This window comes from Halorubrum distributum JCM 10118 (genome assembly GCF_000337335.1).
In the GTDB taxonomy this organism is placed as follows: domain Archaea; phylum Halobacteriota; class Halobacteria; order Halobacteriales; family Haloferacaceae; genus Halorubrum; species Halorubrum distributum.
Genome location: NZ_AOJN01000001.1, coordinates 1 through 15,247 on the forward strand (window position 1 = coordinate 1; position 15,247 = coordinate 15,247).

Genomic DNA, 15,247 nt, shown 5'->3' on the forward strand with positions numbered 1-15,247 from the left:
GTGTCGGACACCGCTGACGCGGTGTCCTTGTCCTCTTCGACTCGACAGCAGCAGCTCAGCAGTATCAACAATCTCCTACAGAAGAGCGATAGGACACTTCACAGAGGAAGTGGAATGAGTACAACTGCTGAGTTGTACTGAGCTTCTGTCTCTTCGATTTGGACAACGACAGGGATACGTGATCGTCACCAATGCTAACGGTGAGCGTACCTCAGTTGGTACTAGGCGTCGGCCAGTCGGATGTAATACCGACCAGCTCGGCACTCATTTCCCAGAGCCGCCGTCGCACCGCCTGGTTCATCGCCTCGGGTGCGGGATCTGCGGGGCCATCGCTGCCAATATATTGCCCACTCACAGAGCCGTACGTCGGCTCCACCAGAAGCGTTTGGAGGCGTTCGGCGGCCGCCTGCTTTGAGGTGGCGACACCCGGAACCAGTCCGGCGATCCGAACCAGCAGCCGCGTTGGGAGCGACGCCTCGTATCAACACCTCCTCGAACGGGAACTCCGAGCGTTGGATCCGGATCTTGTGATCACCTTCGGCGGAAACGCGTGGCCGGCACTCCGACGCTCGACTGCGCCCGAACTCGTCGTGGATACCGACGCCGACCCGGAGAGCATTATGTCCATCCATGGGACACTCCACCGGATCTCCGATCCGATCGACACCCACGTACTCCCGCTAGCTCACATGAGTGGACAGGTCTGGTGGCGGTTTCCACCCGACGAGTACATCTCACGACTTAGCGAGGCGCTTGAACTTCTCGAACGCCAGTAGCGAAAACGACGGAGCGTGACACGCATCGTCTCAATATGGGATAGCGACTCAACTGATTGTGGGCAGTCACGTGTTTGGGCGGACTACATGTCGAGATAGGGGCCGCAAGCCCGAAATCTGGCACTGTAGCCGATTATCACGGACGTCAAATCTCAGTACCAGATTTAAATGCTTAGCAAATAGTGACTTGGTATGGCTGAAGTTCAAGCAATCTTTCTTGCTCTCTGTTTCCCGGTTCTTGCGGTGGGACTCCACGAACTGACCCACCTCGCAGTTGCCCGGATTGCCTGCCCGATTTCGATTGAACAGACTTCATGGGTCCCGTTCCGACTTCGTCTGGATTTTGAGAGGCTGCCAGCAAAGGCCACACTTCGGATGATTGCACTTGCCCCTCTATTTGTCGGCAGCGTGGCTGCTGCCATTGCTATGCAAACTGGAATTTGGCAACAGATTAAAATCGCCGATCCGTATTATCTCCATTATCTTATGACAGCGTACTGGTTCCTCTATATCATTCCCAGCCCTGCAGATATTCGACTAGCCATTTGGCCGTCGGTAGAAGATACACAACGTGTTCAGGTGAGTCCACAATGAGTGACCACCCAATCGGCACATCAGCGATAGACGACAATCGTGCTGTGTCGTCAGTCATCGGGGTCGTTATTTTGTTTGGGTTTTTGATTATCGCGCTTTCACTGTACCAGGTAGAAGTCGTTCCACAGCAGAACGCGGAGACTGAGTTCCAACACTCTGGGGAGGTCCGTAATGACCTCGTTGAGCTAAGAGCAGGGATTCTACAAGCAGGGAGCATCGATCAGCCACAGTATCAGACGGTTCAACTGGGTACTGTCTATTCAACCCGTGTATTCAGTATAAATCCTCCTGCGCCGGCTGGGACAATACGAACCAGCAAATCATATCCGATCACAATCGCATACGAATCTAACGGAACGGTGATCGAGACCATCCCAACACGATTTATTGAGTACCAACCAAGATACAATGAACTCGATCGCTCCCCGACTTGGTATGATGCGTCCGTGCTCTACCTTGATGCTCGTGACGAGGGCGGTGGAATCGCAGTAATTGAAGATCAGAACCTTGTCGATAGCGACGGTGAGGTACAAATTACGGCTCTCCAAAATGAGTTTCGCCGAAGCGGGACCGGCCAAGTCACTCTCGAACTCCGTCCAGCTGAAAGTGTTATTGGCGACATTCCCGAAACTGAGCTAAATGTTACTGTTCCAACGCGGTTGAGCAATGGAGAGTACTGGAACAGTACAGACATTTCAAATAATAAGTATAGCGTTACAGACGACGCAAACGACGACGGGATCCACAACCTAACGCTTGAGACAACCACCAGCAGTCTAACTATCGATACTGTCGGCGTACAGGAAGTACCTGAAGAGCCAGTTCAGAACAGCAATGCACGTATTGGTGGGCCACCCGGCGAGAACAAGCCCCCGGTGGTTGAAGAGCTAATCTACCAGAACGATGCCGTGGCCTACGACGGCAACGATCTCGATGCTGTCGCTGGTGGGGTAAACTTCTCGGTCACGAACCGCGTTGGCGAAGATGTCACGATCACTGATGTCAGAGTAGCACCGAGGGACAGCACCATTAGTGACCTCAGCGACGACGGATTACCGAATGGCGAACCCGTGACGAGTGAGGTATACGTTGCCGCGGACTTGGCCGATGCCTACGTTGATTACAATGATGGAACCGCCCTTCCGAAAACTGTCGATCTAGACACCGACGGGTTCACTAATAACGGGAACGCACAACTTTCGGACGGCGCAACGGCCACGTTCTACCTCTATGAGTTCACTAACGGCTTTTCATCTGTCGACATGAGCGGTGAGGACGTGGAAATCACGATTACGTACCAGCCAGCGAGCGGCGGAACCGAGACGAAGACGTTTACTATCACGCCAAACAGCGAGGGCGGCGGCAGTGGGGGTTCCGACCCAGTTATAAATAGTCTTAGTACTCAATCTCCCGGGGGATCCGGACAATATAAAGTGACGTACGATGTGTCGGACCCCGATTCTGATTTAGCTCAGATAGAATTCTCGTTGCGGGATTCTTCGAATAATGAACTTGATTCAATATCAGATTCGGGAATCTCTGGTGGAGCAGCAGCTGGCGAAACTGACAATCTCAACCCCGGTGGTAGTACTGCTGATTACGTTCGTGTTACTGTGACTGATGAAGCAGGTAACACAGCACAACAAGATGTTGATATATAACTGCTCATACTCTAGGATCTTGTGATTTACTTTATACAATTAGTGATTCCCAATCATTAAGTAGTGAATTTTTACAACATATTCTATCGAAGTGAAATCGCAACTAGTGTCGTTGGGGGGCTCTGTTGAAATCCCATTCGTCAGATAGACCTTCACCTGAAACAGCCGGTCGATAAATTCTCTGTACTGAGCGATTCCCGCTTGAGTGTGAGAGACCTTTGTTGACATCAACTCCGCCTGAAAGTGGGGGGATCCCGAGCGCTGGGATATTTGGGCTTGTAGTCTCCCTTTTTTTCGGTATCCGTCCGCTCTCGAAGATTGGCCTCGGTTCGCACTACATTCACGCTCTGTGTTCAGGATGTTTCCAAGAACATATCACTAATCGAGGATCCCAACAGGGCCGTTCAGATCAGAATGCGATGCCGGGGATGGCAACCCGGATCGCGTTGATCTACCCTTGGATTCGCGGGCAGGCGATTGGATGGGGGAGGGCAGATCGAACGAGAGCGGAGGGAGCAACCTCGCTCTCATCAGGGACCAATTGTCCCTACTGAGCCATAGTGGACAAACTCTTGAAATAATTTTTGATCTTGACTGAGACTCATCGTCCGCACAAGGAGCACGAGTCATCGAAGATTGCGGAGCCGGGCATGTCAACCGGCCCCGTGTTGCGCCGCCCTCACGTCGGGGTTGGGTGGGCCGACGGGTATGGATAGAGAGCGGCGTTTCTGAGAGCCGACCCGTGATGTGGGCGGAATGGGTCCGCTCTCGTCAGGGACCTATGGTCCCACTCGTCAGATTGTGAGTCGGTATTGAATAATTTGTGATTCATCCCGAGTAAGTTGGCGCATCACGACGAACTACCGATGAAAATTCGTGCTTATCAGGGTGATAGCTATTGGAAGTGTAGCTAGCTTCTTTCTCCCAACATATCTCCTCAAGATGAGGATGAGTCTGGCCTCGTTGAACCCCGTTTTGAGCCTCATCTCATCGAGTGTTAATGAACTACTCTCAATCGTGTTGACAAGCGCCTACGCACATATCTACACCCAAGGAATCGTGTCGTGAATCGGGCTTATGTCGGTGATTCAATTTTTTTGAATCGCATCGATAACGATCGCCGCGATCACGACTGGCTCCGTCGGTATCGAACTCGTATCGGTAAGAGGCTCTGTTGAAATCCTCAACTGAAGCGGTAGCGCGGAGTCCCCTTCCTCAAGGAGCGACCGGAGGGAACGAGTAGGGAGGGGAGGAGCGCGTTTGTGTTGGTCGCAAACACCAACCTATAAGTAGCCTATTGATCACATTGAACACGTGGCAGACGACTACGTGCGTCGGACGGCAATCACTCGTCTTGAAGTGACAGACGAGCAACGCGACCTCCTCGAAGACACAATCTCCGAGTGGAAGCGTGGATGCCAACTCGCCACGGACATGGCGTGGGGCAAATACAACGCGAAAAGCGACGTACAGCCCCTCGCATACGACGACGTGCGCGAACACACCGACCTCGGAAGTCAGCACGCGATTCTCGCCACCCATCAAGCCGCACAAGCCATCACCGGCTGTATCGAACGGAAGGCGAAGGACAAGAAGGTGAGTAAGCCCACCTTCACCGCACCCACGGTGAAATACGATACCCGGACCATGACGGTATTTGATGATGATATGGTGTCGCTCTCCACCANGAGTAAGCCCACCTTCACCGCACCCACGGTGAAATACGATACCCGGACCATGACGGTATTTGATGATGATATGGTGTCGCTCTCCACCACAGAGAGTCGCGTCCGGTGCGACCTCGCCCTTCCCGACGCCGACGATGGCTACCAACGGCAGTATCTCGACTCCGACCACTGGAGCGTCACGGAAAGCACGCTCACCGTCCGTGACGGCGACTACCTCTTGCACATCGGCTTTCGCCGACCGAAGACCGACACCGAACGGAACACCGCCGAGGACGGGACGGTCCTCGGGGTCGACCTCGGTATCGAAAACCTCGCCGTCACAAGCACTGCCTATTTCTTCAGCGGGCGGGAGTTGGCTCACAACCTCCGCGAGTTCGAGAAGATACGCGCCGGACTCCAACAGACCGGGACGAGGAGTGCCCACCGGACGCTCGAACGATCGAGCGGCCGTGGACTTCGCTACGTTCGGGATGTACTCCACCGAGCATCCAACGCTATCGTCTCGGAAGCGCTCCGGTACGAGTGCGACGTGATCGCGTTCGAGGACCTAACCAATATCCGCGACCGTACGAGAGCGTCGTGGGGACACAAGTGGGCGTTCCGAACGCTGTACGAGCAAGTGGAGTACAAAGCCGAAGCAGTCGGTATCTCGGTGAAGCAAGTTGGGTCAGCGTACACGTCGCAACGGTGCGCCGAATGTGGATTCACGGCAGACGAGAATCGCCGAACTCGCAACGACTTTCGATGTGTGAAGTGTGAGTCGGAAGCGAACGCAGACTACAACGCGGCGAAGAACATCGGGATGCGGTATGTCCGTCGAGGCCAACAGTCGTCTCGGCGGACGGGCGACAGTCAACTCGCCCTGAAGTCTGGAACGGTGACGCCAAGTGGCGGATTCACCGCCCACCCGGACGGGTTCGAGGCCGAGTTCATGGACAAGCCCCACCCTCAACGAGCGAAGTCAGTAGACTGAGCGAAGTAGGGTGGGGTAGTTGACTTGTGGCGGATATCCACTCGGCGGCGAGTAGGTTAAGCTACGCTGCGCGTTTCAGTATCTGTGGGACCACAACAACCTCGAGACCGGCGAGTGCGAGTGCGAACAGACGCGCTACGCCACTAAACACGGTAAACCCGATTACAGCGATAATCGCGGCGTTGATGAACGGAATTCCGTAGTGAAACACCGGTCGTTCGAGTACAGAGGGCATCAGTTTAATCTGTAACAGATCACAAATAAATGTTTATAAGAAGCAACGAGGGTAACTGCGGCGTCGGATCTGTCTCTTACGGGAGTACAAGGAGAAAGCCTCGCGCTTCAGCGCGAGGCGGATGTCAATCGTGACTCCTATCGCTGTAGTTTGTCGTGAAGGCGGTCCAGATACAGTCCTCAGCTACCAGCTGTTTCAGCCTATCTTCTGTTAGAAGGATGAGATTCCAACGAAGTCAGTTGTACAATATTTATTTGCTGGTAGAAATCACTCCATCTTGTGGTTCCATTAGGTTCCCTCTCTCAATCGGCGAGTTGCCCTGATTACTTGCGGATTCGAGTTGAGTAACTCATGGCTCCACACATACACGTTTCAGAGCCATAACCTCACGATCCAGATCAATGTCAACACGCCCTCCATCCGACGATCCAGACGAACAGTCATCCGATGATGAGCTCACCGACTGGCCACCAGACGACTCGGATCAGCACGAGTCGTCCCCACCGTGGATTCCGCTTGGTATTGTTGGAATCGTTGCTGTTGCCATAGGGTGGTTCTTCCGACCGTGGCTCCATGGACTCATCTACGCGGTATACACGACGCCGCTACTGCTGTTTGGTATCGTTACCGGTAGCATCGCTGCGTGGGCCACCGCACGGGCGGGTGGTGGCGTTGAGACGGTCGTCAACGCGCTCACCAGCAATGACCACACGATTACCCCACTTCGTGTCGGGGTAGTCGTCCTCGTGATCACTGCGTTTGCGCTGATGCCCATCGCCAACGCAGTTGCCGGCGTCACATTGAGCGACCAGACAATGAGTCAGGCAGCCACCGTTGAGCGACTCGACGATGTTGATGCCGATAATCCACGTATCGTCACGCGAGCGGTTGCCGATCGGTACGCATCGAACACGCTCAATCGGCCGCAGTACCGCGTCGGTGACACAGACATTAGCGTGGTGAACGGGACTCCCTACTGGGCGGCACCGCTCGCTCCGGATGGCCTCTTTAATACGATTACCAAACGACAGGCCGGGACCGTCCTCGTCGATATGACAACCCAGCAGGCGAATGTACGGTCCGTTGATGGCGAGCTCGAAACCGGCGTCGGAACGATCTTCCACCGAAACTACCGGTGGGAACTCCTCAAATCGCAGCCATATCTCGTTGACTACGGTGACCCCAAGATGGTCATTCACAACGATACCCAATATATCGCCGTCCCGTACTCGGAACCAACATTCCACCTGACGCCGCTTCCGCACTCTACACCACAGTGGGGAGGCGTCGCCATCATCGATCCAAGCGGGTCGATCGAAACGCTCTCTCCCTCCGAGGCTACAGCCAGCCCAATTCTCGACAATCAGCAGCTGTACCCTGAGAATTTGGCGCTTCAGTCGGTCGCTGCGACGAAGTACCGCAACGGAATTCTCAACACCTACACCAGTCACGAAGACGAAATCGAGATCGCACCGCTCCCCGGAGACGAAAATGACCAGCCGTTCTTTATCCTCTCTGAGTCAGGTCCGCAATACGTTGTCGCCGTCGAACCGTACGGCAACGCACAGGGACTTCAGGAACTGTGGACGATCGACGGCCAAAGCGGAGCCTTCGAACGCTACGTACCGGACGACTCGTTGTTCGGCCCACAGCGAGCAGCGGACCTCGTGAGACAATCAGCGCCACAGACAGACTGGGACCGCTTTACGCCGGCCGAGCCGATCCTCACAGTCATCGACGATCGAGAGTACTGGCAAGTACGCGTCGTCCCCGAGGACAACAGCGGGATCGCATACGTCGCGTTTGTCGACGCACGGTCCGGTGATGTGGATTCGTTTGAACAGACTGACGCAATCACTCAGTTCCTCAGAGGGGAGACCCCAGTTGAGACACCCACAGAGACGGACCCAACTGACACGACTGCGGGGACGCCGACAGTCATCGTCCAGCGAGTTGCTGAGAACGGCACTGTGATCGAGACAATGACAGTGTACGACGACGAATCGGTCGAGATCCGGACACCAACAAACAGCACTGCTGGCACAGAGAACGCGACCGCTAGAGCGCTAGGAAGCTAGACACAGTTGCGCATACGGAACTTCGAGGCGAAAGCCTCGCCTTCACGGCGGGGACGAAGCCGATAACAGGGCAACAACCGCCGAAATTAAGCCACAGCGCATGTCGAGTTGACATCATCCTCGCGCTAAAGCGCGAGGCTTCTCTTTATCAGCGGTCAAGGCGAATACCACGGGGATTGACCCCGAGGCGATTCACCGCGTTGCCACTCGGTAGTATTATTACTTGTCAGCAGTCACCTGAAATGATGCCCTCCAAACGGACGTTCGCGAAGCGCGTAGCCGCGCTCGCAGCGACTGGGTTTGGAATCGGTGGACAGATCGACGCTCTGACCTCCGAACCGCCGCCCGACTCGTCCCTCGCGGTTGGCTCGACCGAGGCCACCGTCGAGTCGGACGGAGAGACGCAGAGCGACCAGGCCGGCCTGGGATCCGATAGGCCACGCTCCGCGGTCGCCGCCGGAAGCTACGACCCGGCAGCAACCACGTCAAGTGCCGTCGACACCGTCGTGACGGGCCGGATCGATCCGGCAGTCCTGACAGCGACCGGGCTCCCAAGTGGGATCGGGGCTCGAGTTAAACGCCTCCTCGATCGGTACGAGAGCGTGTCGCTTGACGGCGTGCGACAGGCGGCCGGAAGCGCGGCGCTCACCGAGAAAGGACCAGAGGGGTGCGCGGTCGCTGTCGGTGACATCAACGCGTCGGAGCTCGCTGGGGAACTCGACGCTGACCCCGATGTGGCCCGCGAGGTGAAAGACGACTCCGGGTTCGCCCGGTTCCGAGCGCAGAACCAGGGGTCGGCGGTCGCCGTTGCGGCGGATGAACTCGTGGTGGCGTACGGCCCAACGCCTGCGGTTGCCGCGACACACCGCGACGCTGGACTCGACGGTGGCCGCGGGCGTCGGGCAGGAACGACTGCGAGCTTCGGGTCGCTTCCGCCCCTGCTCGACGGCGACGCGACAGTGTGTGTCGATCTGGGAGCGGACGCCCGGGAATATCTCAGGAGTCTGCTGGCCGACGCGCCGGTCGAGCTCCGAACCGCGGTCGACGCGTCGGCCGCAGTTGGAGCGTCACTCCGTGTGACCGACAAGGGGTCCGAAAGCGGCGGCGCGCCCGGAGACGGTGGCGGCGGCTCAGACGGTCCGAGCGTCGCGTTGCGGTACGGCGCGGTTGCGGACCCTCGTCGACTTGACAGGGAGACAGCTGAGGCGATCGCAAGGGCGGCCCGCGAGGGAGAGACTTCGCTGTCGGACGCGGCCGTCACCCGACACGGGCGGACCGTGATCGTCGACGCCGCCGCCGAGAGCGAGCTGTTCGCGTCCCACGCGTCGCTGCTCGACGCAGCCGTGGGCGACCCGATCGAGGTGACCGACGCGTGAGCGGCGGCGACGACCGCGGCGGCGTCTACCACGACACCGCCGATCGCGATAGAGGTACAGACGTATCGACGGACAAACGCGCATGCGAATCCACGATGACGACGATACAGCACACGACGCCGCGACCGCGGCACCGAACGAGGACGAATCGATGAGTTCCGACGACTCGCCGTCGAGAACACCGGACGACACCGACGACGCGAACGCCGCGGCGGACGATCGGTCGACCGACGCGCGCTCGCCGCCGACCGCCGAGCGATCGGCCTCCGGAGACACGAGCGCGACGGGGTTCGATCGGATCAAGACGCGACACGCGGTCGGCGTCGCGGTAATCCTCGCGGTGGCCGCGGGGCTGCTGGTCGCACCTGGCGTGTACGGCGCCGTGACGGGTCCCGACGGAACGGTTGCTGTGGTCGAAATCGACGGGACGATCGATTCAGCGACGGCCCAACACGTTGAGGACAACCTCCGCGACGCCCGCACGAACGACTCAATCGAAGCGGTTGTCCTTGAGGTTGACAGCGGAGGCGGCCTCCCCGCACAGAGCGAACGGATGTACGCCGCGGTCGACCGCACCGCGTCGGTGATGCCCGTCTACGCCGCCGTCGACACGCTCGGCGCGTCGGGCGCCTACCTCGCGATCGCGCCGGCCGACCGCATCTACGTTGCGCCCTCAGCGCAGGCGGTTGGCAGCGTCGGCGTCGCCGGCACCGCACCGGCCCCAAGCGGACCCAACGCCGGAACGACCGGGCCGGACAAACGCGGGAGCGACCCGAACACCCAACGCGAGCGCCGACAGACGCTCGCGAACCTCTTCTTGGAGAACGTGCTCGAACAGCGCGGGGAGGAGATCGAACTCGACCGCGAGGCGATCGCCCACGCCGACGCGTACCTCGGCACCGAGGCAGTTGAGAATGGCTTCGCCGACCGGTTTGGGTTCGTCGACGGCGCGGTCGCCGACGCTGCGAGCGAGGCGGGACTCGACGACTACGCGGTCGACACCCGCCGCACCGAGAGCCGCATCTCCGGCGGCATTCCGCTGTTGGAACAAGACGACGGTACGGTCGTCGTCGTCGACGGCTCCGAAAAGCAATTCGGCGACGGGCTGATACTCGCAGTCGCGCCGCAGGCATGGGACGAAACAGTCGGCGACGACGTGATCATGACGAGCTACACCGGACAGGTACCTGCAGACGGCGACGCAGCGGACGCGATGATCGACGACACGGCCACGGTCAACGGGGGTGACGGCGAATGAACGTCGACCTGCGAACGACGGTCGGCGCGTTCGCGCTGGTCTTCCTCGCGGTAGTCGGCGTCGCCGCCGTCGGCGGCGTCGTCCTCGACGGCGGATCGCCCGAGACCGACGCCGTCGTAGACGACCACTGGCAGTTGGACACGGTCGAGCCGGAGACCGTCAGCGAGGGCGGCGAGGTCGAAATGGAGAGCTCCGAACCGTCAAACACCGTTGTCGTTCACCTCAGCAGCGGAGCGAGCGGACTCGGCGGCGGCACGTCGATCCTCCCAATCGAAGACGGCGACGCGCCCACGGAAGCGGACATCGGGTCCCTCGGCGGCGTCCGGCGCGGTGTCGCACCGCTGACCGCAGCGCTCGTCGAGAACGGCCATGAGGTCCGGTTCTACGGTGGGGCCTTCGGCGCGGAACCGCTGCCATCGCTGCTCTCGGACGCGGACGCGTTCGTCACCACGAGTCCCAGCGCGCTGTCGGCGACCGACGCCGACGCGGTCGAGTCGTTCGTCGAAGCCGGCGGTCGGACGCTTGTGACGAGCGATCCGGGCGGCACCGGCGCGCTTACCGACTTCGGCTCGCCGTTTGGCGTCTACGGTAAGGCGGGGTACGTATACGACATGGAGCACAACGACGCGAACTACCTCAGCGTACTCGGCGAGCCGACCGGCTCGGGGTCGCTGACGGAAGGCGTTGAGGAGGCAGTCTTCCGCGGCGCCGCGCCGATCGGCGTGGCCGGTGGATCGACAACGTTCACCACCGCGAAGACGTCACAACTGTCAACGACTCGTGAGACCGGCTCCTACGGTGTCGCAGTCCGTAGCGACTCACTCGCAGTGTTCGGGGACTCGAGCTTCCTCGAACCGGAGAATGCCGGCCGCGCCGACAACAGCGTGCTGATCGGCAACATCGCGGACTTCCTCGTGACCGGACCGAACCCCGACGTGTCATTTGGACCGGGAGCCGGTCCGGGTGGGGCAGTTCCGCCGGGGGCAACGGTCCCACCGGGCGGGACGACGCCGCCACCTGAACCACCGGAGCCGTCGGGCAACGAGACTGACCCATCCGGCAACGCGACCGCGTAGTCAACGCCGATCCGTAACGCCGCGGTCGAGTTGATTTTGCCGTGAGTTTTGATGAACCGCCTCGGGGTCAAGCCTCAGGACACTCGCCTTGTTCATATTGTAGAAACAGTACCGCCATACTAAAACGCGATTCAGTGAAAAGCGCTACTGAGACCCCTACCAACACCCGGTACACCGAAACGCTCCATAACCTCTAATAGAACAGGAAACCGCCGAGCCGGCGCAGGAGGACGCTGATGATTTCCTTCAATCTTCGGACCCGTCGGGGAGCGGACCGAAATACGAGGCGCGTGGGGAGACCGTGCTGGCGTTCTACGAGTATCTATGCGACCACCTAGGTGAGCGCGTGTCGAAAAGCGACCTGGAAGACCTTCGAGGAACGCGACCTCGACGTCGCCTACCCGTCGTTCGGGGCATTCTGTGAGAATTGGGTGAAAAAAAAAAAAAAACAAGTCGCAAGGCCGTGACTCCAACACGCCCACGCAGCTGCCCGGCGTGGAGATGGGCAGCGACGACTGCCTCTACANAAAAAAAAAAAAACAAGTCGCAAGGCCGTGACTCCAACACGCCCACGCAGCTGCCCGGCGTGGAGATGGGCAGCGACGACTGCCTCTACATGTGCGAGAACAGCTACTCAAGATCCCTCAGGTCGATACTCTCCACTTCGGGGATATTAGGATAGAGCGTGTCTGTGGAGACGATAGGATCATCAAGTGTCTGGGCGGTTCCGAAATGGACGCCGTCAAAGATGTTCAACGAGTCGTACTGCGACCGCAGTTTGGCGGCGGCATCTAACGCATCGCCCCCGAGCGGGATCATCTCAATTCCCAAGTCGGCGATCTCCTGATAAGCGCGCACGACCCGATCACGTGGCCATTCGTCTTCCATCACGTACTGGAGTTCGATGCCGGTAGCGATGGACGTTTTCGGGGTATCTATCGTCTCCAGATCGGCCTCGCTGGCGAGTCAGTCGTCCTCCTTCAGTTCGGCGAGAATGACATTCAGATCAAGACACACGTTTGCGCTCCAGCCGCTCCTTGAGATCTTCATGAGCGCGCTCCACAGGCTGGTCGTGGACTCGCTTCAGGCGCTCCTCCCGAACAACCAGTCGAGCGCCGTACCGCAGCGCTTCGGACCGAGAGCCGAAGACGCCATCCTCAACAAGAGCGCCTAGGCGTTCTACCAACTCCGACGGGAGTGAAACTGGCACAGATTTTTTTCACTGCTCATATTTATACGCACTCTATACTATTGTCTAAATTCATCGCGTAGAGTAAGTTCTCAACAGCAGCCAGCGCACTTCGATCACTCTCCCTCACCGCTGAGGGCGTACTTGGTCTTCACTTGGCCACTGCTGTAGGTCTCGACACTGCACAGTCGCCAGTTGGTGTTCGTTAATGTTGATATACAGCCAATGCTGAATAAACTCTTACAGATAAGTATATTATAATTGTTTGTTAATAACTAACACTCCACGTGAAACAACGTGGTGGGAGACATTATGAACGGAATACAAGACGGAGTTGCGGTCGTCACTGGTGGTGGATCGGGAATTGGTCGACAGTCATCACTTCGGTTTGCCGAAGCAGGAGCAAACGTCGTTGTCGCCGATATCGACGAGGAGGGTGGCCACGAGACGGTTGAGATGATCACGAGTGACGGCGGCGAAGCGACGTTCGTCAAGACAAACGTCACCGACTCTGACGATGTTGACGCGATGGTACAGACGGCGCTTGACGAGTACGGCGGGCTTGACTTCGCACACAACAACGCCGGCATCGCAGATGAGGGTACCCGCCTTGCTGAATACGACGAAGCACAGTGGGATCGGATGATCGACGTGAATCTGAAAGGCGTTTGGCGATGTCTGAAAGCCGAGATCACAGAGATGGTTGAACGAGGTGGTGGCGCCATCGTCAACACTTCCTCGGTCGCTGGTGTGAGTGCGAACGGAAGCGCACACTACGCGGCCAGCAAACACGGTGTTATTGGACTGACTCGGCGGGCAACAGTTGATTACGCTAAAGATGGAATCCGGTTCAACGCTGTCTGTCCGGGTGTTATCGACACACCAATGGTCAAACAGGCGGGAGAGGACAACAGCGAAGAGATGGACCGCATTACTGCGGGTATCCCAGCAGGGCGCCTCGGTGAGCCAGAAGAGATAGCCGATACAGTCGTTTGGCTCTGTTCTGAGGATTCCTCCTACGTGATGGGACAGCCAATTATTGTCGACGGAGGGTTGCTTGCTCAGTAGCTGAACAAATATCGCAGCGGTGGCTTTCGTTACGGCGGCACCGTGGGGGGTGTTTTTTCATACTATACACCAGTTCCCGGGAGTTTCACACAATAGAAATAGCGATTTAATTCGACTTTGAAGCCCGTATACGGCTATTTACGGCGGCACTACGGTGTCTTCCCACCCCGCATTGCCGCCACAACATTCGTCTTTAGCTAAGACTGATAGTAATATTCAAAGCTCAGAATATAACTAAAGGTGTTGGGAAGGACAATTCCAGCCGGTGAGACGCTGTTCATCGTGAAAACAAGCGATTAGAAACGCTAAGATTGGTGTTTTCGGCATTTTGTCGAGGTGTACGAGCGAAATTCGACCGCAGATCACGGCTAGATAGTATTACTGTGAGTATTAGCTAAAGACGGATGGCCGCCACAATTACAATTCAGCAGTCGGTCATCACTGGACCGAAGAGGTCGGTATGAGCTACCTGTTACGCTTGATCCACGCACAGAATTCGTCGAAATCCTTTGCGCCGGCCTGCTCGGCGATGCTCCGCAACGTTCCCATATTGACCTCGTCGTGTAGAGGGACCGGAACAGTACGCGCGTCCGAATCGTGGTCTGCAGGCGGTTCCCAGCGGAGTATCGCATGGTCACCGTTCGTTCGGTCCCACTCGTAGATACCGCTGTTCACCATCACCTTCACGATCTCTTTGCCCGAAAACGTTCCTTTTGCCATACAGTCACTGGAACACGTCAGACTCGTCCAGTGACCCAGAGTTGTTCTGTTCCGGGTTAATCCCCATCGTACGGAGTTCCTCGTCGCTCGGCGACTCTCCAGCACCGTGATAGCCGGCGACGGCCTCGTCGAGGTTTTCGAGCGCAGCCTCCCGGGTCTTTCCTTGCGACGTGACACCGGTGTCTTCGTCACGAGCAATCCACACGTCTCCGCTCTCGCCAACAGACAGTGAAATGTTGACCGGCAGTATGGGCTCCTCATCGCCGGGGTCGTCGATGTGTGTACTCATGACTCTAGAGAGGCTTGGGAGTCGAATAAATCTGGTGTGTGTAGTGGATCGTGTTGTATTCGCTCTCTGTATTCGGCATGAGCTTGACGAACTACTAGCGGCCGAGGATTTCAACAGATCTGCCCCTAGATGTGTTAGAATCCTACTACTATGGATCTCAAATCCTGTTTGAAACGTTCAAGAATCCCCCGTTTTCTGTACGGTCGCTCTTCTGTAGGAGATTGTAGATTGTTGGTACAGTCGTCGCTAGTTGAGCGGGGGAACTA

Annotated in this window: 14 protein-coding genes; 10 read left to right on the forward strand and 4 right to left on the reverse strand. The window is 57.7% G+C overall.

Going from position 1 to position 15,247, the window contains the following annotated elements:
• Positions 1-416 precede the first annotated feature (416 nt).
• The 4 genes from C466_RS15560 to C466_RS00005 all read left to right on the forward strand — a co-directional run bounded on the left by C466_RS15560 (position 417) and on the right by C466_RS00005 (position 5,692).
• Positions 417-776 carry a uracil-DNA glycosylase family protein gene (locus C466_RS15560; protein ID WP_004595458.1) on the forward strand — a complete coding sequence of 120 codons (360 nt, stop codon included), beginning with the start codon at positions 417-419 and terminating at the stop codon, positions 774-776.
• 192 nt (positions 777-968) lie between these two features.
• Entirely contained in the window at positions 969-1,370 is a 402-nt protein-coding gene (locus C466_RS16300; protein WP_152418540.1) for a hypothetical protein, read from the forward strand.
• The gene (locus tag C466_RS15565) at positions 1,367-3,031 is read left to right on the forward strand and encodes a hypothetical protein (RefSeq protein ID WP_080510524.1); all 1,665 of its coding nucleotides are present in this window, start codon (positions 1,367-1,369) and stop codon (positions 3,029-3,031) included. The genes C466_RS16300 and C466_RS15565 overlap by 4 nt, the downstream gene beginning before the upstream one ends.
• A gap of 1,314 nt (positions 3,032-4,345) precedes the next feature.
• Entirely contained in the window at positions 4,346-5,692 is a 1,347-nt protein-coding gene (locus C466_RS00005) for an RNA-guided endonuclease InsQ/TnpB family protein (RefSeq protein WP_049911493.1), read from the forward strand.
• A gap of 61 nt (positions 5,693-5,753) precedes the next feature.
• Here C466_RS00005 and C466_RS16835 read toward each other — a convergent pair whose 3' ends face one another.
• Complete coding sequence (locus C466_RS16835; protein WP_167320819.1) at positions 5,754-5,927, reverse strand: hypothetical protein; 174 nt, start codon at positions 5,925-5,927, stop codon at positions 5,754-5,756.
• Positions 5,928-6,328: 401 nt separating this feature from the next.
• Between C466_RS16835 and C466_RS00010 the strand changes: the two genes are divergently transcribed.
• The 4 genes from C466_RS00010 (at position 6,329) to C466_RS00025 (ending at position 11,715) form a co-directional block, all read left to right on the forward strand.
• Positions 6,329-8,005, forward strand: coding sequence for a hypothetical protein (locus tag C466_RS00010; RefSeq protein ID WP_004595455.1), 1,677 nt, complete (start codon positions 6,329-6,331; stop codon positions 8,003-8,005).
• Positions 8,006-8,250: 245 nt separating this feature from the next.
• Entirely contained in the window at positions 8,251-9,381 is a 1,131-nt protein-coding gene (locus C466_RS00015; RefSeq protein WP_049908313.1) for a hypothetical protein, read from the forward strand.
• A gap of 151 nt (positions 9,382-9,532) precedes the next feature.
• Positions 9,533-10,639 (forward strand): S49 family peptidase, encoded by a 1,107-nt coding sequence (locus C466_RS00020; protein WP_049908312.1) that lies wholly within the window; start codon positions 9,533-9,535, stop codon positions 10,637-10,639.
• The gene (locus C466_RS00025; RefSeq protein ID WP_004595452.1) at positions 10,636-11,715 is read left to right on the forward strand and encodes a hypothetical protein; all 1,080 of its coding nucleotides are present in this window, start codon (positions 10,636-10,638) and stop codon (positions 11,713-11,715) included. Before C466_RS00020 ends, C466_RS00025 begins: the two co-directional genes overlap by 4 nt.
• Before the next feature lie 630 nt (positions 11,716-12,345).
• Here the strand turns inward: C466_RS00025 and C466_RS00030 are convergent.
• Positions 12,346-12,603, reverse strand: coding sequence for a PIN domain-containing protein (locus C466_RS00030; RefSeq protein ID WP_004599420.1), 258 nt, complete (start codon positions 12,601-12,603; stop codon positions 12,346-12,348).
• Between the two features lie 28 nt (positions 12,604-12,631).
• Between C466_RS00030 and C466_RS00035 the strand changes: the two genes are divergently transcribed.
• The gene (locus C466_RS00035) at positions 12,632-12,889 is read left to right on the forward strand and encodes a hypothetical protein (RefSeq protein ID WP_004595450.1); all 258 of its coding nucleotides are present in this window, start codon (positions 12,632-12,634) and stop codon (positions 12,887-12,889) included.
• A 327-nt stretch (positions 12,890-13,216) separates the two neighbouring features.
• Positions 13,217-13,972 carry a glucose 1-dehydrogenase gene (locus tag C466_RS00040; RefSeq protein ID WP_049908311.1) on the forward strand — a complete coding sequence of 252 codons (756 nt, stop codon included), beginning with the start codon at positions 13,217-13,219 and terminating at the stop codon, positions 13,970-13,972.
• A 465-nt stretch (positions 13,973-14,437) separates the two neighbouring features.
• Here C466_RS00040 and C466_RS00045 read toward each other — a convergent pair whose 3' ends face one another.
• Entirely contained in the window at positions 14,438-14,692 is a 255-nt protein-coding gene (locus C466_RS00045) for a type II toxin-antitoxin system HicA family toxin (RefSeq protein ID WP_004599423.1), read from the reverse strand.
• 4 nt (positions 14,693-14,696) lie between these two features.
• On the reverse strand, positions 14,697-14,981 hold the full coding sequence (locus tag C466_RS00050) for a type II toxin-antitoxin system HicB family antitoxin (RefSeq protein ID WP_004595447.1): 285 nt from the start codon (positions 14,979-14,981) through the stop codon (positions 14,697-14,699).
• Positions 14,982-15,247: the final 266 nt, after the last annotated feature.